Raw genomic sequence first — 21,458 nt, 5'->3', positions numbered from 1 at the left:
TGTGGGGTGGGGCATGGCGTCACTAGAGTGGTGCCATGTCCCGCCCGTCCGATTCGAGGTCTCCCATGTGCATGAAAGTCTTCTTCGCCGGCGCCAGCGGTGCCATCGGCCAGCGACTGTTGCCGATGCTGCTGGAGCGCGGCTATCAGGTATTGGCGATCAGCCGCTCCGCACAACGCGCCGCAACGCTGGAAAGCGCCGGCGCGCGGGCGATGCTGCTGGACGTTTATGACGCGCCAGCCCTGCATGCCGCGCTGCTGGAGTTCCAGCCGCGCTGGGTGATCCATCAGCTCACGGACCTGCCAGCCGGTCTGGAGCCAGCCCTGATGCCCGCCGCCCAGCCGCGCAACGCGCGCGTTCGCCGAGAAGGTACCGCCAATCTGGTGGCTGCGGCCCGTGCCGCCGGCGTCGAGCGCATGGTCGCGCAGAGCATCGCCTGGGCTTACGCGCCGGGCGAGCTGCCGCTGCACGAGGAACAGCCGTTGGACCTGGGTGCTGAAGTCCCGCGCGCCATCAGTGTCGGGGGTGTCGCCGCGCTCGAAGAGGCGGTGCTCGGTGCCCGGCCCATGGAGGGCATCGTATTGCGCTATGGCCGGCTTTATGGGCCTGGAACCGGTACCGACATGGCTGATCCGAGGCTGGCCGTGCATGTCGACGATGCCGCCCGCGCCGCGCTGCTGGCGCTGGAGTGGGGGGCGCACGGCGTCTACAACGTCGCCGAGCAGGACATCGACGTCAGTTCGGCCAAGGCGCGCCATCGCCTGGGCTGGCAGCCGGGCTTTCGCCTGGCGGGACTGTCAGCGTGAACCTCGCCGTGATTCTCGTATCGCGACGTGAGGTACGCACCGGGCTGGCGCTGGTCGTGACCATCGTCGCAGGCGCTTTGCTCTGGCAGCCCGGGTCACGTCCAGTGGCGAGCCTTGCGCAAAGCCATGCCGGGCCTTTGGCCAGTGCACGGCCTGGCACACAGGTGAAGCGCCTGTCCTGCGAGCCGCTGGCCGACATGCCCGGCAAGGTCGTCACCACGTTGCAGGTGGACTTCCCGCCCAACGGCTACACCCCGGCGCACCGCCATCCCGGCGCGGTAACCGCCATTGTGCTCAGTGGTCAGGTGCGCTCGCAGATGCAGGGCCTGCCGGCGCAGACTTACGCCGCGGGCCAGACCTGGTTCGAGCCCAGCCGCGAGCTGCACCTGTTCGCCGAGAACCCCAGCGCCAGCGAGCCTGCGCGCCTGCTGGCAGTGATTGTCAGTGAAGAGAATTGCGGCCCGTTGGTGATCCCCGAACCGACCGTCGACCACCGCCATTGATGCTTTGCGAAAGGAGACTCGCATGACCCCGCTCACCCCCTTTGGCGCCGCCCAGCTCGATGCGGCCCTGGCACGCCTCGGTCTGCCGCCGCGGCGCCCCGCGCCGACGCTGGAGAACCTCGACCGGCTGATCGTCGCAGCACTGCATCACCTGCCTTTCGAGAACCTCGACGTGCTGCTGGAAAAACCCATCCTGATCGAGCCGGAGGCCGTGTTCGCCAAAGTCGTCGAACATCGACGCGGCGGTTACTGCTTCGAGCTGAACAGTCTGTTCGCCCGCCTGCTGTCCAGCCTCGACTACCGGGTGACGCTGCTGGTGGCGCGGGTGCGCTGGGGCCTTCCTGTGGATGCGCCGCTGACCCCGCAGACGCACCTGCTGCTGCGTGTCGACCTGCCCGAGGGGCCACACTTGGTGGATATCGGTTTCGGCGGCCCTGCCTCGCCGAAAGCCCTGCCACTGCGGGTGAACGACGAGTTGCCCGGTGGCTGGCGCATCGCCGGTTCTCTCGAGGAGGAGCTGGAAATCGCCACGCGTTCATCCTCCGGCTGGCAGACGCTGTACCGCTTCACCCTCGCCCCTCAGCACTGGGCGGACTACGGCATGCGCAACTGGTACACCTCGACCTATCCGCAGAGCGTGTTTCGCAACTCCCTGCGGGTGGCACTCAGCGAGGAGGGCGCGCGGTTGTCGTTGCTCAATGGACAGTTCACCCGGCGTTGCGCGGACGGCGAAGTCGAGCAGCACAGCATCGAGAGTGCCGATGAACTGCTTGGCCTGCTGCGTGAGCGTTTCCATCTGCAGCCGGAGGTGGTGGATAGCGATGCGCTACATCGCCGGCTTGGGCAACTGCTGCTGGCGTAAGGTCATTCGCCAGCGGCGGTGGCCGGCACGTCCGGCGCCATGCCGATGGCCAGCCGCACGATGCGCCCCGGCAACTCGTCGCGTTGCAGCGAGCCACCGGGTGAGCCCTCCAGCCAGCTTCCCGCGAGGTCGGAGGCTTGGCATTGCAGGGTGCGCTCCTTCATCAGCAGTTCGCCGGGCGCGGGCTGCAACCAACGGCAGCGACCGTCGAAAATGCGCGCGCCCCTGTCCGGCATGCGTTGGGCTGCGTCGGGCAGGCGATTGCGGAAGTCGAGCGTGGCGAAGGCCTGGTCCGGCGCTCTGGGACTGCCGGCGAGATCGGCGGAGTCGCCGTCGAGCCGGATCTGAATTCGGCTGAGGTCCCGCCTGCAGCCGCCCTCGTGTGTGCTCAGTGGTACCTGGAAACTGACCCGGTGCGGCCGCTCGCTGTGGCCCGGCGTCTCGAAGAGGTGATGGGTGACCGTCTGACCGGCGGAATCTCCGCAGTTGGCGCCGCTGTACTGCGCATCGCCAGTGAGCTGGAAGTCACCGGGCAGGTCGGCTTCGAAAGTGAAGTCGTCGCTCGCGCAGCCAGTCAGTGCGAGAGCCGCCATAACGGAGAGCAACGGCCACAGGTGGCACTGGAAGGGGCGGGGAGGCATGACGAAGTCCTGCGGCAGTCGAAACTGCGCAGGAGCATCCACTGATCATCGCGGCGCCAGAATCGGATAGGTCCGGTCTGCGTGTAGGAATGCGCTCAGCCGATCATCCCGAAACCGCGCGCCATCAAGGTTGCCAGCAGCGGCAGGATCACCAGAGCCAGCAGCTCGATGCGGATCGTCATGATCACCAGCTTGGCCTGGCGTTCGCTGGGCACTGGGACGCGCCCGGCCTTGAGCTCATTGCGCCAGTTGAGGAAGGTCATGGTCGGCAGGATCGAGAGGATAGCCACGAGGACGAAAAGACCGATCTTGGCGTGGAACAGGCTGTTGTGCAGGTAGTAGTCCGTCCCTTTGGCGAACCAGACGACGCGCGCGGCGCCGGTCAGCAGCACCAGGCCGGCGCAGGCGCCGTACGCCAGGTCGACTATCACCAGGCTGCGCGCCCGCGACAGGTCCAGCGGCAGGCGGAACAACTGGTGCTCCAGCACCAGCAGGGCGAACAGGAGGAAGATCGACAGGTAGTGCAGGTACGCGGCAATGGCTTGGGCCATGAGAGGGTCCTCTGCTGGGGCCTTTCTTCTGATCAGGCTGAAGCCGGTGGTGCGCTGAAACTCACCCGGTCGCGTCCGGCCTGCTTGGCACTGTAGAGCGCGGCGTCGGCACGTTCCAGTGCCTGGTCGATCTGTTCTTCCGCTGCCAGCAGGGTGCAGCCGATGCTCAGGCTGACTGGCAGCGGGCCGCAGGCCAACGGCACCGGCTCGTGTCCGATCAGTTGGCGCACGCGTTCGGCAACGCGCTGCAGTTCCTCGCCATCCTTTACCTTCAGCAGGGCAACGAATTCCTCGCCACCCTGGCGCACCAGCAGGTCGTCCGGCCTCAGGGCAGCGCGCAGGCGCCGCGCGCATTCGCAGAGCACCTGGTCTCCGGCGGCGTGGCCGTACTTGTCGTTGATCGCCTTGAAGTGGTCGAGGTCGGCGTAGATCACGCCCAGCTGTACGTGGCTTTCCCGTGCCAGGCGGCACTCGCGGTCCTGGAAGGTGAGCAGACCGCCACGGTTCCACAGCTGGGTCAGGGGGTCGAGCAGGGCCTTGCGCTGTTCGCGGTCCATCTCCACGCGCAGGTCGCGGTTGCTCTGGATCAGGCTGCGCAGTTGCAGATAGCCCTCGGCAAGGGTGGCGAGGTCGCGGAAGTTGGCCTGCTGCGCCTCGGTCATGCTGCGTGGCCGCGGATCGACCATGCACAGGGTGCCGATGGCCTGGCCGTTGCCGGCGCGAAGCGGGCGACCAGCGTAGAAGCGGATATAGGGCGGGCCGAGTACCAGCGGGTTGTCGGCGAAGCGTTCGTCGAGGGTGGCATCGGGCACCAGCAGGGTGTCGTCGCCGAGGATCGCGTAGCCACAGAAGGACACGTCGCGCTGGGTCTCGCTGGCATCCAGGCCGACGCGGGCCTTGAACCACTGGCGCTCCTGGTCGATCAGGCTGATCAGCACGGTATCGACTTTCACCAGGTCCTGGGTCAGCTGAACGAGGGTATCCAGGTAGTGCTCGGCCGGGGTGTCGAGCAGGTTCATCTCATCCAGGGTCTGTTGGCGCAGGGATTCGTCAACGGGAATGGGACAAGCCGGCATGGCGTCTCCTCAACAGGTCAGGGGCTGGCAGGTCCCTGCCAGGCATCTTGGCGTGTCAGCTTCCACGCGTAGCCGGCGAGGACCAGCGCGCGCAGCAACATGAAGCATAGGAAGGTTAGCCATAAACCGTGATTTCCCCAGCCCTGCAGCGCGAACCCGAGCGGCAGGCTGGCGGCGCAGGCCAGCAGCATGGCGTTGCGCATCTCGCGGGCGCGGGTGGCGCCGATGAACAGACCGTCGAGCAGGTAGCTCCACATGCCGATGAGCGGCAGGCAGGCGAGGTAGGGCAGGTACTGGTCGGCGGTGGCACGTACTTCCGGAATGTCGCTCTGCAGGGCGATGAACAGATGCCCGAAGACGGAGAAGAAGGCGACGAACAGCAGGCTGGCGATCAGCGACCAGCCGCACGCGACCACCAGTGACCGGCGCAGGGCGGTGCGGTCGCGGCCGCCGATAGCGTGGCCGCACAGCGCCTCGACGGCATGGGCGAGGCCGTCGAGGGCGTAGGCGGTGACCATCAGGCCGTTGAGCAGCAGGGCGTTGGCCGCCACCGTGGCGTCGCCCAGGCGCGTGCCCTGCACCGTGAGCAGGAAGAACACGCCCTGCAGCGCCAGGCTGCGGATGAAAATGTCGCGGTTGACCATCAGCAGCGGCCGCCAGCTGGCCCAGGCGCGCAGGCGTGACCAGTCCGGCAGGCCGGGGAAGCGTCTGAGTGCGCCGCGGGTCAGCGCCAGTCCCAGCAGCGCGCCGCCCCATTCGGCGGTCACCGCAGCCTTCGCCGCGCCGGCCACGCCCCAGCCCAGGCCCAGCACGAACCACAGGCTGAGCACGATGTTGATGAGGTTGGTGGTCAGCAGGATCGCCAGCGGCGCACGGGCGTTCTGCGTGCCGAGGAACCAGCCGACCAGTGTGTAGGTGGCCAAAGCTGCTGGCAGGCCGAACAGGCGGATGTGGAAGAACTCACGGGCCAGCACATCCAGCTCGGGGGACGGGCGCATCAGCTTGAGCGCGGGGCCGGTCAGCGGCACGGCCAGCAGACTGAGCAGCAGGGCGAGGCCGAGAGCCAGCAGCAGGCCCTGGCCGAGAATCCTCCGCAGTGCTCCGCCCTCTTCACGGCCGGCTGCCTGGGCGGCGAAGCCGGTGGTCCCCATGCGCAGGAATCCCAGCACGCCGACTAGCAGGGTATAGAGCCCGCCGCCGACCGCCACGGCGCCCAACTGGTGTGCGTGCGGCAGGTGGCCGATCACCGCGCTGTCCACCAGGGTGACCAACGGCACAGAGACGTTGGAGAGGATCATCGGCGCGGCGAGCGCCCAGACACGACGGTGGGTAGGCGAATGCCGCCAGGCTTCGAGCAGGGAATTCATGAGGGGCTCCTGAGCTGGCGCGCAGTATAGCGAGCCACCTCAGACGCGGGTGTTCCCCGTAGGAGCGAGCTTGCAAGGCACGGTGCTATTCGGTTCGCGAGCAAGCTCGCTCCTACGAAAAGCACAAAAGACGCCGTTTCTCCCTGACGGATTGTTATTCAGGCAGTCTTCTTGCGGTAGGCGCAGTAGCCGGGGCGCGGGCCGACCTGCGGGTGGTTGCGGCAGGTGTCCGGGCGCTTGGCGTAGACGCTGCAGAGACGGGTCTTGCGGTCGAGGAAGTAGCAGTCGCCGTTGCTGGTGCGGGTCAGGGTGAAGATGCCGCTCTTCTGGTTGAAGCGCTCGACGACGCCTTCCTTCAGCAGGCGCTTGGCGATGTGCTTCGCCGGCTCGTCGCGCTCGAATTCGTCGACCACGCCGATACGAATGAGGTCGTTGACGTTCACCTCCGCCGGCATGGTGCAGCAGGTGGCATTGCAGTCTTTGCACAGGCCCGAGGTGTACTTCGCCCAGGTTTCCAGGCGGTCCAGTTCGGCGTTGGCGATCAGCGGTGGTTTTCTCATGGCGGCAAGTCGGTGCGGTGGCGCGAAGGCGCGCATCATAGTGGTCGGCGCGCCGATTTGCTCGGGCTTTCGACGAACAGAGTGGCGATGAACAGCAGGGTGATCTACAGAGCGGCGATTCCGCCGTTATTGCGCAGATAGTCCTTGAAGGTCGGGTAGCAGATGAGGAACCAGGGTGTGAAACGCTCCGGGTGCGCAGCCATCTCGGCTTCCAGCTCGGGCAGGGCGACGTAGCGGAAGTCGTCGGCCTCTTCTGGATCGGGGTGCGGCGATTGCTCGTCGACGGCGCCGAACAGGTGGCCGTACTCGTGTTCGGTCATGCCGTTGGCCAACTCCAGGCGGTAGCTGAACTCGAACAGCTTGTGCAACTCGACCTGTATGCCCATTTCCTCGCGCAGCCGGCGTTCGGCGGCGTGCTTCGCGGATTCGTTCGGGTAAGGGTGGCCGCAGCAGGTGTTACTCCACAGCCCGCCACAGTGGTACTTGCCCGCCGCGCGGCGTTGCAGCAGCAGTTCGCCGGCGCGGTTGAAGACATAGACCGAGATGGCGCGGTGGCGCAGCCCCAGATGATGGGCCTGGTGTTTTTCCATCGTGCCGGTCGGGTTGTCGTGTTCGTCGACCAGGATCACCTGGATATCGGTCATGGAAATCTCCTGCGGGCGAGCCATCCGAGCTCAGAGTAGACGGATGGTGTTCAGCCCTTGCGGATCATCCAGATACCAACGGCGATGGCGGCCATGCCGGCGATCTTCAGGGTGCTCACCGGCGCTTCCTTGAAACCGGCCCAGCCGAAGTGGTCCAGCGCCAGTGCCATGCCCAGTTGGCCAGCGAGCACCAGCACCATGAACATCAGCGCGCCGACGCGCGGTGCGGCGAAGGCGGCGATGAAGATGAAGAACATCCCCAGGAAGCCGCCGCACCACTGCCACCAGGGCATCCCGCGCATCGCCGCGAGGCTGGGGAATTCGCGGTTGGCCAGGGTCAGCGCAAGCAGACCCAGCATGCCCACGAAGAAGGAAATCAGTGCGGCGGCCAGCACGCTGGACACCTGTTTGGCCAGTTGGCCGTTGATGCCGGCCTGAAGTGGCAGGCAGGCGCCGGCGATCAGTGGCAGGACGAACAACCACCAGGGTGGCGTAGGCATGGGAAACTCCGGAAATGCTCAGTGAGCAGGGCAGCGAAGGGCTGGCCTGCGGTCGATCGAGAATAGTTAGCCGCGTAGTATGCACCAGACGGGAGCATCGCTCCCGCCCTGATGGAGGTCCCGACCATGGCCACCCGCGCCTCCCGCGTGCTGAGCGTGCGCATCGAGCGTCCGCGCGACGCTGCCTACGCGTTCCTCGCCGATCCGAAGAACTTCCCCTATTGGGCCTCGGGCCTGTGCAGCGCCATCGAGCCGCTGGAAGGCGAACTCTGGCTGGCTCAGACGCCCCAGGGCCCCCTGCACGTGCGTTTCTCGCCACACAATGCGTTCGGTGTGCTCGACCACGACGTGCTGCCCGAGCAGGCCCCGGCCGTCCACATCCCGCTACGGCTGATCGCCAATGCCGATGGCTGCGAGCTGCAACTCACCCTGCTGCGCCAGCCGCAGATGGACGACGCCACCTTCGAGCGCGACGCCCAGTGGGTGGAGAAGGACCTGCGAGCGATCAAGGTGTTGCTGGAGTCCTGAGTCCAGGCGAGTGCATGGTTGTAGGAGCGAGCTTGCTCGCGAACCGTCCGGCGCTGGAGTAGCCGGAAAATTCGTTCGCGAGCAAGGGCTGGGCGTCCCCCTCGGTCCTACGAAAAGCGTTCACAGCCGCGCGGCGAGTTCGGCACCCTCGCGAATGGCCCGCTTGGCATCCAGCTCCCGCGCCACGCTGGCACCACCGATGACGTGGTAACGCAGGTTCTCTGCCGCCAGTGTCGGTTGCAGTTCCAGCAGGGGTTCCTGGCCGGCGCAGATCACCACGTTGTCCACCGCCAGGCATTGCTCCTGGCCGTCGATGCGCAGGTGCAGGCCGTCATCGTCGATGCGCAAATACTCCACTGCGCCCAGCATTCGCACGCCGTGATGCTTGAGGTGCGCGCGATGCACCCAGCCGCTGGTCTTGCCCAGCCCGGCACCGGGCTGGCCGGCCTTGCGTTGCAGTAGCCAGAGCTGCCGGTGTGAGGATGCGGCGACCGGTGGGATCAGTCCGCCTCCCGTGGCGTTGTCGAGGTCGATGCCCCACTGGCCAAGCCATTCGCCCAGTGGCTGCGGGCCGTCGCGCTCGCTGAGCAGGAAGCTGGCGACGTCGAAGCCGATGCCGCCTGCGCCGATCAGCGCAACCTTCTGGCCCACCGCTGCACCCCGCAGCACATCGAGGTAACTGAGCACCTTGGCGTGGCTGATCCCCGGAATCGACGGCGTGCGCGGCTGGATGCCCGTGGCGACTATCACTTCGTCATACTCGCCGCTGAGTTCACCGCGCTGGATGCGCCGGCCGAGTTGCACTTCTACGCCCAGTTCGCCCAGGCGCACGGAGAAGTAGCGCAACGTCTCGTGGAATTCCTCCTTGCCCGGCACGCGCTTGGCCAGGTTGAACTGCCCGCCGATCTCCACAGCGGCCTCGAACAGCGTCACCCGGTGGCCGCGCTCGGCAGCGACGCAGGCGGCGGACAACCCGGCCGGCCCCGCGCCGATCACCGCGATGCGTTTGTGGACGCGTGCCTTTCGGTAGCGCAGTTCGGTCTCGAAGGCTGCGCGTGGATTGACCAGACAACTGGCGCGGCGGTTGGCGAAGGCGTGGTCCAGGCAGGCCTGGTTACAGGCGATGCAGGTGTTGATCGAAGCGGCGCGGCCAGCGGCGGCCTTGGCCACGAACTGTGGATCGGCCAGCAGCGGTCGGGCCATGGAGACAAGGTCTGCGTGGCCTTCGGCGAGCAACTGCTCGGCGACTTCCGGTGTGTTGATGCGGTTGCTGGCGATCACTGGCACGCGCAGTTCGCGGCGCAGGCGCGCGGTCACTTCGGCGAAGGCCGCGCGTGGCACCGAGGTGACGATGGTCGGCACCCGCGATTCGTGCCAGCCGACGCCGGTGTTGAGCAGGTCGATGCCGGCACCTTCGAGGGCGCGCGCCACGGTGCGTACCTCGTCCCAGCTGTTGCCCCCATCCACCAGATCGAGCAGCGACAGGCGGTAGCTGATGACGAAGCGCTCGCCCAACGCGCGGCGGGTGCGGCGGACGATCTCCAGCGGCAGGCGCATGCGGTTGCCCAGGTCGCCGCCCCAGCGGTCTTCGCGCTGGTTGGTTCGCGGGCAGAGGAACTGGTTCAGCAGGTAGCCTTCGCTGCCCATGATCTCCACGCCGTCGTAGCCGGCGGCGTGGGCGAGTTTCGCGCAGCGCACGAAGGCGGCAATGGTGCGCAGGATGCCGCGCTCGGACAGCTCGCGCGGGGTGAACCAGCTGATCGGCGACTTCACCGCTGATGCCGAGACCACCAGCGGGTGATAGCCGTAGCGACCGGCATGGAGAATCTGCAGCAGGATGCGCCCGCCTTCACGATGCACCGCCTGGGTCAGGCGACGGTGCGCCGGCACCTGAAGGCCGCTGGTGAGACTGCTGCCCAGCGGCAGCAACCAGCCTTCGCGGTTGGGTGCAAAGCCGCCAGTGATGATCAGCCCGACGCCGCCGCGCGCACGCTCGCGGTAGTAGGCAGCGAGCTTGCCGAAGTCCCACAGACGGTCTTCCAGCCCGGTGTGCATCGAGCCCATCACCACGCGGTTGCGCAGTTGGAGGGGGCCCAGGTCCAGCGGGGCGAGCAGGTGAGGGTAGGGCGAGGCGGCGGACGACATGGAAGCGCTCTTGGGCAATCAGGTCCTGCCACCCTAACGGGAGGGTGGTGGGGCGGTTAACGGCCCGGCTGCCGTGCCGTTCGGGCATTTCGGTCAAGCGCTTCGGTTGACAGGAGCGCCACAGCTTCCAGACTGAAACCATGGCAGGGCTGCAAGGCCCCGATCGCAGGCTGAAGTGACGGAGGTCGTCATGAAAGCGATAAGAACAAGACACGCGCGCCATTACCTGCTCGCTGCCCTCATCGGCGTGGCGCTGCTCGGGCTGCACGAGTCCCTGCAGCCGGATCGCGCGCAATCCGCCTGTCGCCCCGACGGCGAGAGTATCTCCTGCGCCTACCCGCCCGTTGCCCATTTGGGGGTACTTGGCAGTGCGTTCTAAGTGACGCACTGACGCGCGTCAATGCGCCGCAAAGTCTCCGCGTGCATGGTCAGCGCCCGGCTGAAGACTGGCTTATTGCCTCAGCTTGGCTATCTTTTAAGCAGCAAGGGTCCGGCCATGCACCGGACGTACGCTGCCTGATCAGGAGACGCACGATGGATATGAACCGTCGGCAATTTTTCAAGGTCTGCGCCGTGGGCCTTGGAGGATCGAGCCTGGCGGCACTCGGGATGGCACCCCCGGATGCATTCGCCGACCAGATCCGCCATTTCAAGCTTGCGCGCACCGTCGAGACCCGCAACACCTGTCCGTACTGCTCGGTGGGCTGCGGCATCCTCATGTACAGCCAGGGTGATGCGGCGAAGAACGTTGCGCAGAACATCATCCACATCGAGGGTGATTCCGATCACCCGGTCAACCGCGGCACGCTTTGCCCCAAAGGCGCCGGCCTGCTCGACTTCGTCCACAGCCCCAACCGCCTGAAGTACCCGCAGATTCGCGAAGCGGGTTCGTCGGAGTGGAAGCGCATCGGCTGGGACGAGGCGCTGGATCGCATCGCCAAGCTGGTGAAGGAAGACCGCGACGCCAACTTCATCGAGAAGAACGCCCAGGGCCAGACGGTGAACCGCTGGCTGACCACCGGCTTCCTGGCCGCGTCGGCGTCTTCCAACGAGGCCGGCTACATCACCCACAAGGTGGTTCGTTCTCTCGGCGTACTGGCGTTCGACAACCAAGCGCGTGTCTGACACGGCCCGACGGTGGCAAGTCTTGCCCCGACGTTTGGCCGTGGAGCCATGACCAACCATTGGACCGACATCAAGAATGCCGATCTGATTCTGATCATGGGCGGAAACGCCGCTGAAGCGCACCCGTGCGGCTTCAAGTGGGTGACCGAAGCCAAGGCGCACAACAAGGCGCGCCTGCTGGTGGTCGACCCCAGGTTCACCCGTTCCGCTTCGGTGGCGGACTACTACGCGCCCATCCGTACCGGCACGGATATCGCCTTCCTCGGCGGCCTGATCAACTACCTGCTGGAAAACGACAAGTACCAGAAGGAATACGTGCACAACTACACCGACGTCTCCTTCATCGTGAAGGAAGGCTTCGGCTTCGAGGACGGCCTGTTCAACGGCTACGACGCGGAGAAGCGCACCTATCCGGACAAGTCGTCCTGGCAATACGAGATCGGCGAGGACGGTTTCGCCAAGGTCGACCCGACCCTGACGCATCCGCGCTGCGTGTTCAACCTGATGAAGCAGCACTACAGCCGCTATACGCCGGACGTGGTGAGCAACATCTGTGGCACGCCCAAGGACATGATGCTCAAAGTGTGGGAAGAGATTTCCACCACCGCGGCACCGACCAAAGTGATGACCATCATGTACGCCCTGGGCTGGACCCAGCACTCGGTGGGCGCGCAGATGATCCGCACCGGTGCGATGGTCCAGTTGTTGCTGGGCAACATCGGTATGCCCGGCGGCGGCATGAACGCCCTGCGCGGCCACTCCAACATCCAGGGTCTGACCGACCTGGGGTTGCTGTCCAACTCGCTGCCCGGCTACATGACCCTGGCCGGCGATGCCGAGCAGGACTTCACCGCCTACCTGGCCAAGCGCACCGCCAAGCCGCTGCGTCCGGGGCAACTGTCGTACTGGCAGAACTATCCCAAGTTCCACGTCAGCCTGATGAAGTCCTGGTTCGGCAAGTCCGCCACCAAGGAAAACAACTGGTGCTACGACTGGCTGCCCAAACTGGACGTGCCAGGCGCCGGCTACGACGTGCTGCGTTACTTCGACATGATGTACCAGGGCAAGGTCAACGGTTACTTCTGCCAGGGCTTCAACCCCATCGCCTCCTTCCCCAACAAGGCCAAGGTCAGCGCCGCGCTGGCCAAGCTGAAGTGGATGGTGGTGATGGACCCGCTGGCGACCGAAACCTCTGAGTTCTGGCGCAATGCCGGCGAGCACAACGACGTCGACACCCAGGCAATCCAGACCACAGTGTTCCGCCTGCCCACCAGCTGCTTCGCCGAGGAAGACGGCTCCATCGTCAACTCCGGCCGCTGGCTGCAGTGGCACTGGAAAGGCGCCGAGCCGCCGGGTGAGGCACGTACCGACATCGCCATCATGAGCGGCCTGCTGCACCGCCTGCAGGCAGCCTATCGCAAGGATGGCGGGGCCTTCCCCGACCCGATCCTGGGCCTGGACTGGCCGTACCTGACGCCGGACGAACCGACCCCGGAGGAGATCGCCAAGGAATACAACGGCAAGGCGCTGGCCGACCTGGTCGACCCGAACAACGGCATGGTCCTGGCGAAAGCCGGCGAGCAGCTTCCGGCATTCGCGCTCTTGCGTGACGACGGCAGCACCGCCAGCGGTTGCTGGATCTTCGCCGGCTCCTGGACGCAACAGGGCAACCAGATGGGTCGTCGCGACAACAGCGACCCCTACGCCATGGGCCAGACCCTGGGATGGGCCTGGGCGTGGCCGGCCAACCGGCGCATCCTCTACAACCGCGCCTCGGCGGATGTCAGCGGCAAGCCGTGGGACCCGGTGAAGAAACGCCTGGTGTGGTGGAACGGCAAGGCCTGGGGCGGCACCGACATCCCGGACTTCAAGGCCGACTCGGCGCCGGAAGCGGGGATGAACCCGTTCATCATGAACCCCGAAGGCGTGGCGCGTTTCTTCGCCGTCGACAAGATGGCCGAAGGTCCGTTCCCCGAGCACTACGAGCCGTTCGAGACGCCGATCGGCGTCAACCCGCTGCACAAGAACCCGCAGGCGATCAGCAGCCCGGCGGCGCGGGTGTTCAAGAACGACATGGAGCTGTTCGGCACGGCCAAGGAGTTCCCGTATGCCGCGACCACCTACCGGCTCACCGAACACTTCCATTTCTGGACCAAGCATTGCCGTCTGAATGCCATCGTCCAGCCGGAGCAGTTCGTCGAGATCGGCGAGGCGCTGGCCAAGGAACTCGGCATCAAGGCCGGCGACCGCGTGAAGGTCTCCTCCAACCGTGGCTTCATCAAGGCGGTGGCGGTGGTGACCAAGCGCATCCGTCCGCTGCAGGTCAACGGCCAGACCGTGCACCACGTGGGCATCCCCTTGCACTGGGGCTTCTCCGGCGTGGCGCGTAACGGCTACCTGACCAACACCCTGACCCCCTTCGTGGGTGACGGGAATACGCAGACGCCGGAGTTCAAGTCCTTCCTCGTCAACGTGGAAAAGGCGTGAGGTGAAGCATGAGTAGTCAAGACATCTACGCCCGCTCCGCCACGACCTTGCCGTCACCCTCGGTGCGGCACGAACAGGAAGTGGCCAAGCTGATCGACGTGTCCAAATGCATCGGCTGCAAGGCCTGCCAGGTCGCCTGCTCGGAATGGAACGAGCTGCGCGACGAGGTGGGCCACAACCACGGCACCTACGACAATCCGATCGACCTCACGGACCAGTCCTGGACGGTCATGCGCTTCACCGAGCATGAGAACCCCAACGGCAACCTCGAGTGGCTGATCCGCAAGGACGGCTGCATGCACTGCGAGGAACCTGGCTGCCTGAAGGCCTGCCCGAGCCCCGGGGCGATCGTGAAGTACGCCAATGGCATCGTCGACTTCAACCAGGACCACTGTATCGGCTGCGGCTACTGCATCACCGGCTGCCCGTTCAACATCCCGCGCATCTCGCAGAAGGACCACAAGGCGTACAAGTGCACCCTGTGTTCCGACCGCGTGGCGGTGGGCATGGAGCCGGCCTGCGTGAAGACCTGCCCGACCGGCGCCATCGTCTTCGGCACCAAGGAAGACATGAAGGAGCATGCCGCCGAACGCATCGAGGACCTGAAGTCCCGTGGCTTCGAGAATGCCGGTCTGTATGACCCCCAAGGCGTGGGCGGCACGCACGTCATGTACGTGCTGCACCACAACGACCAGCCTTCGCTGTACGCCGGCCTGCCCGACAAGCCGGCCATCAGCCCGATGGTCAGCCTGTGGAAAGGACTCACCAAGCCGCTGGGCCTGCTGGCCATGGCGGGCGTGGTGCTGGCCGGGTTCTTCCACTACACCCGCATCGGCCCCAACCGGGTCGAGGAGGACGAGGAAGACGGTCCCGACCCGCAGGCGCCGGTGCACAAGGTCGACCCTTCGGTGCATGACTACGATCCGCGTGATCCCCGCTGACTGACTTCCGCCCTCCTCGCGGGGAGGGCGGATAAGGGCAGCAAGGAGCCCGACGACATGAAAAAAGATATCCAGCGTTACAACGCCAACGAACGGAGCAACCACTGGATGGTGGCCATTCTGTTCTTCCTCGCTGGCCTCTCGGGGTTGGCGCTGTTCCACCCGGCCATGTTCTGGCTGACCAACCTGTTCGGCGGCGGCCCGTGGACACGCATCCTCCACCCCTTCCTCGGGGTGGCGATGTTCCTGTTCTTCCTTGGCCTGGTGATCCGCTTCGCCCACCACAACCTGGTGGAGAAGCGCGACGTGCAGTGGCTCAAGCAATGGCGTGACGTGGTGACCAACCGCGAGGAGAACCTCCCGGAAGTCGGCCGCTACAACGCCGGGCAGAAGCTGCTGTTCTGGACCCTGCTGCTGTGCATGCTGGTGCTGCTGGTGACGGGCATCGTGATGTGGCGGGCCTACTTCAGCCACTGGTTCGGCATCGACATCATCCGCATCGCCTCGCTGCTGCATGCCTTCGCCGCCTTCGTGCTCATCTGCAGCATCCTGGTGCACATCTATGCCGGCATCTGGGTGAAGGGCTCGATGGGCGCCATGCTCTACGGCTGGGTCAGCCGAGGCTGGGCGCGCAAGCACCATGCGGCGTGGCTCAAGGATGTGGACAAGGGCAAGGGCCACTGAGCTTTGATCTAATCGCCGGCTGGCATTGACCTGCCAGCCGGCACGGACAGTCCCCTCTCCCACCGGAGAGGGCTAGGGTGAGGGGCTCTTCCGGCCCCAATCCCCCATCAACAAGGAGTCCTGCGTGTCAGGCCGAATTCTCGAACCCGGGCAGATCGAAGCTGCCGCGAACATCCCGCCGCTGTTCAACCTGCCGCCCCATGACCTGTTCTCACACCGCGCCGCGCGCCTGCGCGAACTGGCGCCGGGCAATCCCCTGCAGGGCTACCTCGAACTGATTGCCGGCGTCTGCGATACCCAGCAGGCGCTGCTCGACCGCAAGCTGTTCCTCTCCACGCCGGACGCCGCCGCCCTGGCGCGCAGTCGCGAACACCGCATGCCGCCGTTGGCCTATGAAGTGCTGGTGCGCGAAGGTGCGTGGTTGCCTCTGCTGGATGCCTTCCTCGACGCTTATGAGCAGACCGCCAACCCAGCCATAGTCGAAGCGTTGAAGACCCTGCGCAACGCTGACTCCGGCCAGCGCAAGGCCTGGGCGCTGGGGTTGCTCAACGGCCAGTTCGACCTGCTGCCGCCAGCGCTGGTGCCCTTCCTCGGCGCCGTGCTGCAGGTCGCCTTCAGCCAGTGGCTGCTGCAACTGCCCGACGACACCCTGGTGGAGACCGACAGCCAGACCCTCTGCCCGGCCTGCGGTGCTCCCCCGGTGGCCGGGATGATTCGCCACCAGGGCAAACACGCCGGCCTGCGCTACCTGGCCTGCTCGCTGTGTTCCTGCGAATGGCACTACGTGCGCGTCAAATGCAGCCACTGTGCCGAGAGCAAGGGCCTGGCCTACTACTCGCTGCAGCGCGAAGGCGTCGCCAGCGACCAGGCACCGCTCAAGGCCGAGACCTGCCCCGGCTGCCAGTCCTACCTCAAGCAGTTCTACCTGCAACACGACAAGCACGCGGAACCCCAGGCGGACGACCTGGCCAGCCTCGCGCTGGACATCCGCCTGGCCGAGGACGGCTACCTGCGCACCGCGCCAAACCTCCTGCTGGCGCCGGGCGGCTCCTCGTAGGACGGGTGGAGCGAAGCGATACCCATCGAGCACAGCATGGGTATCGCAGGCTCCACCCGTCCTACGAAAGCCGAGCGACAACGGCGGATAACGCGTTTCGCGTTATGCGCCCTACACTGACTCCAGCCATCGTCCCCCGCACAAGGTTCGTCCATGACCTCGGTACGTTTGCCCTCCATCGACCGCCTGCTGCGTAGCCCGGCCTGCCAGCCGCTGCAGCAACGCTATGGCCGCGAGGCCCTGCTCAAGACCCTGCGCGATCTGCTCGACGAGCTGCGCGAACCCGCACGCCACGGCCACTTGGCTGCCGTCGAGCTGGAAGAGTCAGTGCTCGCTGGCCGCGCTGGCGAGCGCCTCGCGGCACACCACGCCAGCCGCGTGCGGCGCGTGTTCAACCTCACCGGCACCGTGCTGCACACCAACCTCGGCCGCGCCTTGCTCCCCGAGGAAGCCATCGAAGCGATCACGATGGCCGCGCGCTACCCGCTCAACCTCGAATTCGACCTGGCCACTGGCAAGCGTGGTGACCGCGACGACCTCATCACCGGGCTGATCCGTGAGCTCACCGGCGCCGAAGCCGTCACCGTGGTCAACAACAATGCTGCCGCCGTGCTGCTGGCGCTCAACAGCCTGGGGGCGCGCAAGGAAGGCATCATCTCCCGTGGCGAGCTGATCGAGATTGGCGGTGCCTTCCGCATCCCCGACATCATGTCCCGCGCCGGCGTGAAGCTGGTCGAGGTCGGCACCACCAACCGTACCCATGCCAAGGACTACGAGGCCGTGATCGGCCCGCGTTCCGGCCTGCTGATGCGCGTGCACACCAGCAACTACAGCGTGCAGGGCTTCACTGCCAGTGTGCCGACGCCGCAACTGGCGCAGATCGCCCACGCCCATAACCTGCCGCTGCTGGAGGACCTGGGCAGCGGCACGCTGGTCGATCTCACCCGCTGGGGCTTGCCCAAGGAACCGACGGTGCAGGAAGCCCTGCGCGATGGCGCCGACATCGTCACCTTCAGCGGCGACAAGCTGCTCGGTGGCCCCCAGGCCGGCCTGATCCTCGGCAGCAAGGAGCTGATCGGACGGATCAAGAAGAACCCGCTCAAGCGCGCCCTGCGGGTGGACAAGCTGACCCTCGCCGCGCTGGAGGCCGTCCTCAACCTCTACCGTGATCCGGACCGCCTGGCCGAGCGCCTGACCAGCCTGCGCCTGCTCAGCCGCCCGCAGGCCGATATCTGCACCCAGGCCCAGCGCCTTGCGCCGGCGTTTGCCACGCTGCTCGGCGAAGGCTGGAGCGTCAGCGCCGAAGATGCCCTGGGTATGATCGGTAGCGGCGCCCAGCCGGTCGCGCGGCTGCCCAGTGCCGCGTTGTGCCTGCGGCCAAACCAGCCCAAGCGCCAACGCGGCCGCGCCCTGTTGGACCTGGAAGAACGCCTGCGCTGTCTGCCGATCCCGGTGCTCGGCCGCATCGACGACGATGCGCTCTGGCTCGACCTGCGCCAGCTCGACGACGAGCCCGGCTTCGTCGCCCAACTGCCGCTGCTGGCCGAGGGCGACGCGTGATAGTCGGCACCGCCGGGCACATCGACCACGGCAAGACCTCGCTGCTACGCGCCCTGACCGGCGTGGAAGGCGACCGCCGCCCCGCCGAACGCGAGCGCGGCATCACTATCGACCTGGGCTACGTCTACGCCGACCTGGGAGACGGCGCGCTCACCGGCTTCATCGATGTGCCGGGCCACGAGCGTTTCGTCCACAACATGCTCGCCGGCGCCAGCGGCATTGATCTGGTGCTGCTGGTGGTGGCCGCCGACGACGGCGTGATGCCGCAGACCCGCGAGCACCTCGCCATCGTCGAGCTGCTGGGTATTCGCCGCGCCATCGTCGCCCTGACCAAGGTCGACCGGGTGCTGTCCGAACGGGTGGAGCAGGCCACGGGGGAGGTGCAGGCATTGCTGGCCGGAGGGCCACTGGCCGGTGCGCCGATCATCCCTGTCTCCAGCAGCAATGGCGAAGGCATCGACACGCTTCGTCAGGCCCTGCGCGATGCGGTCCGAAAGACGCGTGAAGGCACAGCCGAAGGCGGATTCCGCCTGGCCGTCGACCGAGCTTTCAGTGTCAGTGGCGCGGGTGTGGTGGTCACCGGCACGGCCTTCGCCGGCAGCGTTCAAGTCGGTGACGAGCTGTTGCTGGGAAGTGCTGGGCGTCGTGTGCGAGTGCGCGGTCTGCACGCGCAGAACCGCGAAGCGCAGCAGGCCCACGCCGGCCAGCGAGTAGCGGTGAACATTGCTGGCGAACGCCTGAGCCTCGAGCAGATTCACCGGGGCGACTGGCTGATCGCTGGCGAACTGCATGCGCCCACCACGCGCATTGATATCGACCTGAATCTGCTGTCCAGCGAAACCCGCGCCTTCGCCCACTGGACGCCAGTGCATGTGCACCTCGGTGCGCAGGACGTCACCGGCCGCGTCGCACTGCTCGAAGGTGAGCGCCTGCAGCCCGGCGAGCACTGCTTTGCGCAGCTCGTGCTGAACGCCCCCAGCCACGCCGTGCATGGCGATCACCTGGTACTGCGTGACCAGTCCGCGCAACGCACGCTGGGCGGCGGTCGCGTGCTCGACCCTTTTGCCCCCGCGCGCAACCGGCGCAGCCCGGAGCGTCTGGAACAGCTCCGTGCCCTGCAGGGCGACAGCCTTGAAAGCGCTTTGCCGACGCTGCTGGCACACGCCAGCAATGGCCTCGATCCCGCTCTACTGGCGCGCCAGTTCAACCGCCCGCGCCAGGGCTGGCAGCTGCCCGGCGAACTCGTCGAAGTCCACACCCGGCTCGGCGCCCGGCTGTTCGCCGCCGAGCGCTGGTCCGCGCTGCAACAGCAACTACTCGATGCCCTGCGGCGCTTCCACGCCGAAGCCCCCGACGAACTCGGCCCCGACCGTGATCGCCTGCGCCGCTATGCCTTCTCGGCGCTTGAACGTCCGGTCTTCATCTCCCTGCTGGAAAGCCTGCTGGCGGTGGGGAGCGTCGACAGCAGCGGCCCCTGGTTGCATCTGCCGGATCACCGTGTCCAGCTGGGCGAAGCGGACGAAAAATTGCGCGAACGCCTCTGGCCGCTGTTGCTGGCCGGCGCCTTCGACCCGCCTTGGGTACGTGACCTCGCCCGCGAGCTGGGTGCGGACGAGGGCGATGTGCGCCTGCTGTTACGCAAGCTCGCCCGTCTGGGCCAGCTGCACCAGGTGGTGAAAGACCTGTTCTACCCCGAAGAGTCCCTGCGTCAACTCGCCGGCCATGCCCTGCACCTGCGCGACGAAGCCGGCATCATCCGCGCCGCCGCCTTCCGTGACCGTATCGGCATAGGCCGCAAGCGCTGCATCCAGTTACTGGAGTACTTCGACCGCATCGGCTTCACCCGCCGCTTTGGCAATGAGCGGCGGATCAGGGAGGATTCGGCGCTGGCGCAGGGCTCGGCCTCTGCTTGAGGGCTTGCGGCAGCAACCGCGAGGCCGAGGGGCGGAATCAACGCCCCGGCAACACCTGATCGACCCGCTGCACGAGGTAGTCGTAGAACGGATTGGACGTCACCCGCTGGAACAGGTCCAGCCCGACGATCAGCACACCGCGTTCACCGCGGGGCGTGAGGGTGCCCAGGTGAATACCGAAGTCTTCGCCGGCCTGCGGGTGCTGGCCGTAGAGCGCATCGTCGGGCGGAAAGGGCAGCGCAACATGGGACAGCGAGAACAGGTCCGGCGGGTAGCTGGTCGCCAGTGGCAGGTTTGCCTGCTGCTGGCTGTGGGCTGGCGTGTGCAGGGCGCTGGCTTGGCTGGTTTGTGGGCTGTTGGAGATCACGGTCAGGTCGTAGTTGCGCTCGCGCTCCGGTAGCAGGCGATCACCGAGCGTGGCCATTTCCGGGCGCAGCAGCGGGCCATAGTTCAACGAGCGGTTGAGGTCGAACAGCACCAGTTCGCTGCCGTTGGCCGGTAGTCGGTCGTAGAGGTTGCTGATTACCGCCGGGGTGCTGACGGTGCTGTCGGCAAGGGACTGGAAGGTGAGGATAGGCGGCAGGCGGGCGAGGCTGCCGCTGCGGCCGGCGCTCTCCAGGCTGGCCTGCACGGCGTCAGTCAGCTCCACGGTCTGGCGTGCCGCGGCGATGGGGAAGGAGTTGTACTTGAACGGGTTGAACTCCGGCAGCACGTTCAGCCAGGCTGCCTTGGCGAAGGCCGGCAGCAGGGCGGGCAACCCGGCCAGTCCGGCGAACTGTGCGTAACGGGTGACGCCGATCATGGGCGAAATCAGGACCACCTGTTTCGGCATCGTGAGGCCCGGGTCGTCCAGCGCATCCAGGCTGTACTTCATTGCCAGTGCACCACCGTTGGAGAAGCCCACCATCAGCAGTGGTGCGCCTTTGGGCAGTTGTGTAGCGGCCTCGCGCACGGCCAGCCGGGTGGCGGCCATCCAGTCTTCCCAGTCCGCGTCGGTGAGCCCGGCCGGCACAGTGCCGTGGCCCGGCATGCGGATCGCGATTACCACGAAGCCCTGCTGCCGCAGATGCTCGCCCAGGTGGCGCAGGCTGTAGGGCGAGTCGGTCAGCCCGTGCAGCAGTACCGCTGCGCCGCGCACGTCACTGGCGGGGCGCATCTCGTAGGAGCGATTCCAGTCTGTGGAGAAGTGGCCGGGGTAGACCTGGCTCTGGTCGAAGTAGCGGTTGTAGGCGACGCGCTCGAAGGGTTGAAGGCTGGCCGCCATCTCCTTGCGCATGGCCTGCATCAACTTGTCCTCGGCGGCCAGGTAGCCGGCCCAGTCGATGCGATCGATCTGATCACTGTGCAGATCGCTCGGCACCCAGGTGTGCCAGGGCTCCAGCGGCGGGATATTGCGCAGCGCGGCGACCCGTAGCCCCAGCGCCAGCACGGCGATGGCGAGTATGACGATGACCAGCCAGAGCAGCGCCCTGGTGAGTTTTGCGTTCAGCATGGAATTCCCTTGTCAG

Annotated in this window: 20 protein-coding genes; 11 read left to right on the top strand and 9 right to left on the bottom strand. The window is 66.4% G+C overall.

Annotation, left to right across the window (positions count from 1 at the left end):
* The first annotated feature begins 65 nt into the window (after positions 1-65).
* Genes ACKI1H_RS01020 through ACKI1H_RS01010 form a run of 3 tightly spaced genes read left to right on the top strand, consistent with a single transcriptional unit; the run spans position 66 to position 2,171 of the window.
* A complete protein-coding gene (locus ACKI1H_RS01020) occupies positions 66-806 on the top strand; it encodes an NAD-dependent epimerase/dehydratase family protein (protein WP_440467419.1) in 741 nt (246 codons plus the stop codon).
* The gene (locus ACKI1H_RS01015) at positions 803-1,309 is read left to right on the top strand and encodes a cupin domain-containing protein (protein ID WP_440467418.1); all 507 of its coding nucleotides are present in this window, start codon (positions 803-805) and stop codon (positions 1,307-1,309) included. Before ACKI1H_RS01020 ends, ACKI1H_RS01015 begins: the two co-directional genes overlap by 4 nt.
* Before the next feature lie 22 nt (positions 1,310-1,331).
* Positions 1,332-2,171, top strand: coding sequence for an arylamine N-acetyltransferase family protein (locus tag ACKI1H_RS01010; RefSeq protein WP_440467417.1), 840 nt, complete (start codon positions 1,332-1,334; stop codon positions 2,169-2,171).
* A gap of 2 nt (positions 2,172-2,173) precedes the next feature.
* Here the strand turns inward: ACKI1H_RS01010 and ACKI1H_RS01005 are convergent, their stop codons facing one another.
* From ACKI1H_RS01005 to ACKI1H_RS00975, 7 genes are all read right to left on the bottom strand, one after another.
* Complete coding sequence (locus tag ACKI1H_RS01005) at positions 2,174-2,812, bottom strand: hypothetical protein (RefSeq protein WP_440467416.1); 639 nt, start codon at positions 2,810-2,812, stop codon at positions 2,174-2,176.
* 95 nt (positions 2,813-2,907) lie between these two features.
* Positions 2,908-3,363, bottom strand: coding sequence for a DUF2214 family protein (locus ACKI1H_RS01000; protein ID WP_138525828.1), 456 nt, complete (start codon positions 3,361-3,363; stop codon positions 2,908-2,910).
* Between the two features lie 32 nt (positions 3,364-3,395).
* Positions 3,396-4,439, bottom strand: a complete 1,044-nt coding sequence (locus ACKI1H_RS00995; protein WP_138525829.1) for a sensor domain-containing diguanylate cyclase — start codon at positions 4,437-4,439, stop codon at positions 3,396-3,398.
* Positions 4,440-4,456: 17 nt separating this feature from the next.
* Positions 4,457-5,806, bottom strand: coding sequence for an MATE family efflux transporter (locus tag ACKI1H_RS00990; RefSeq protein ID WP_440467415.1), 1,350 nt, complete (start codon positions 5,804-5,806; stop codon positions 4,457-4,459).
* 158 nt (positions 5,807-5,964) lie between these two features.
* A complete protein-coding gene (locus ACKI1H_RS00985) occupies positions 5,965-6,366 on the bottom strand; it encodes a YkgJ family cysteine cluster protein (RefSeq protein WP_138525831.1) in 402 nt (133 codons plus the stop codon).
* 104 nt (positions 6,367-6,470) lie between these two features.
* On the bottom strand, positions 6,471-7,010 hold the full coding sequence (idi, locus tag ACKI1H_RS00980) for an isopentenyl-diphosphate Delta-isomerase (protein ID WP_440467414.1): 540 nt from the start codon (positions 7,008-7,010) through the stop codon (positions 6,471-6,473).
* A 50-nt stretch (positions 7,011-7,060) separates the two neighbouring features.
* Entirely contained in the window at positions 7,061-7,510 is a 450-nt protein-coding gene (locus ACKI1H_RS00975; protein ID WP_081515646.1) for a DMT family transporter, read from the bottom strand.
* 126 nt (positions 7,511-7,636) lie between these two features.
* Between ACKI1H_RS00975 and ACKI1H_RS00970 the strand changes: the two genes are divergently transcribed.
* The gene (locus ACKI1H_RS00970; protein WP_440467413.1) at positions 7,637-8,038 is read left to right on the top strand and encodes an SRPBCC family protein; all 402 of its coding nucleotides are present in this window, start codon (positions 7,637-7,639) and stop codon (positions 8,036-8,038) included.
* Positions 8,039-8,158: 120 nt separating this feature from the next.
* Here ACKI1H_RS00970 and ACKI1H_RS00965 read toward each other — a convergent pair whose 3' ends face one another.
* On the bottom strand, positions 8,159-10,183 hold the full coding sequence (locus ACKI1H_RS00965; RefSeq protein WP_440467412.1) for an oxidoreductase: 2,025 nt from the start codon (positions 10,181-10,183) through the stop codon (positions 8,159-8,161).
* A 190-nt stretch (positions 10,184-10,373) separates the two neighbouring features.
* Between ACKI1H_RS00965 and ACKI1H_RS00960 the strand changes: the two genes are divergently transcribed.
* The 7 genes from ACKI1H_RS00960 to selB all read left to right on the top strand — a co-directional run bounded on the left by ACKI1H_RS00960 (position 10,374) and on the right by selB (position 19,950).
* On the top strand, positions 10,374-10,562 hold the full coding sequence (locus ACKI1H_RS00960) for a hypothetical protein (RefSeq protein ID WP_081515654.1): 189 nt from the start codon (positions 10,374-10,376) through the stop codon (positions 10,560-10,562).
* Positions 10,563-10,717: 155 nt separating this feature from the next.
* Positions 10,718-13,795, top strand: coding sequence for a formate dehydrogenase-N subunit alpha (gene fdnG / locus ACKI1H_RS00955; RefSeq protein WP_440467411.1), 3,078 nt, complete (start codon positions 10,718-10,720; stop codon positions 13,793-13,795).
* 8 nt (positions 13,796-13,803) lie between these two features.
* The gene (fdxH, locus tag ACKI1H_RS00950; RefSeq protein WP_138525836.1) at positions 13,804-14,736 is read left to right on the top strand and encodes a formate dehydrogenase subunit beta; all 933 of its coding nucleotides are present in this window, start codon (positions 13,804-13,806) and stop codon (positions 14,734-14,736) included.
* Between the two features lie 57 nt (positions 14,737-14,793).
* Complete coding sequence (locus ACKI1H_RS00945; RefSeq protein WP_138525837.1) at positions 14,794-15,420, top strand: formate dehydrogenase subunit gamma; 627 nt, start codon at positions 14,794-14,796, stop codon at positions 15,418-15,420.
* Positions 15,421-15,544: 124 nt separating this feature from the next.
* A complete protein-coding gene (gene fdhE / locus ACKI1H_RS00940; protein WP_440467410.1) occupies positions 15,545-16,477 on the top strand; it encodes a formate dehydrogenase accessory protein FdhE in 933 nt (310 codons plus the stop codon).
* A gap of 153 nt (positions 16,478-16,630) precedes the next feature.
* Positions 16,631-18,037, top strand: a complete 1,407-nt coding sequence (gene selA, locus ACKI1H_RS00935; RefSeq protein ID WP_440467409.1) for an L-seryl-tRNA(Sec) selenium transferase — start codon at positions 16,631-16,633, stop codon at positions 18,035-18,037.
* Positions 18,034-19,950 (top strand): selenocysteine-specific translation elongation factor, encoded by a 1,917-nt coding sequence (gene selB, locus ACKI1H_RS00930; protein WP_440467408.1) that lies wholly within the window; start codon positions 18,034-18,036, stop codon positions 19,948-19,950. The genes selA and selB overlap by 4 nt, the downstream gene beginning before the upstream one ends.
* Positions 19,951-19,987: 37 nt before the next feature.
* Here the strand turns inward: selB and ACKI1H_RS00925 are convergent, their stop codons facing one another.
* Entirely contained in the window at positions 19,988-21,442 is a 1,455-nt protein-coding gene (locus ACKI1H_RS00925; protein WP_440467407.1) for an alpha/beta hydrolase, read from the bottom strand.
* Positions 21,443-21,458 lie beyond the last annotated feature (16 nt).

It is taken from the genome of Pseudomonas sp. YH-1 (assembly GCF_051990045.1).
GTDB classification, from domain to species: domain Bacteria; phylum Pseudomonadota; class Gammaproteobacteria; order Pseudomonadales; family Pseudomonadaceae; genus Pseudomonas; species Pseudomonas nicosulfuronedens.
This window is presented reverse-complemented; position numbering and strand designations above follow the sequence as displayed.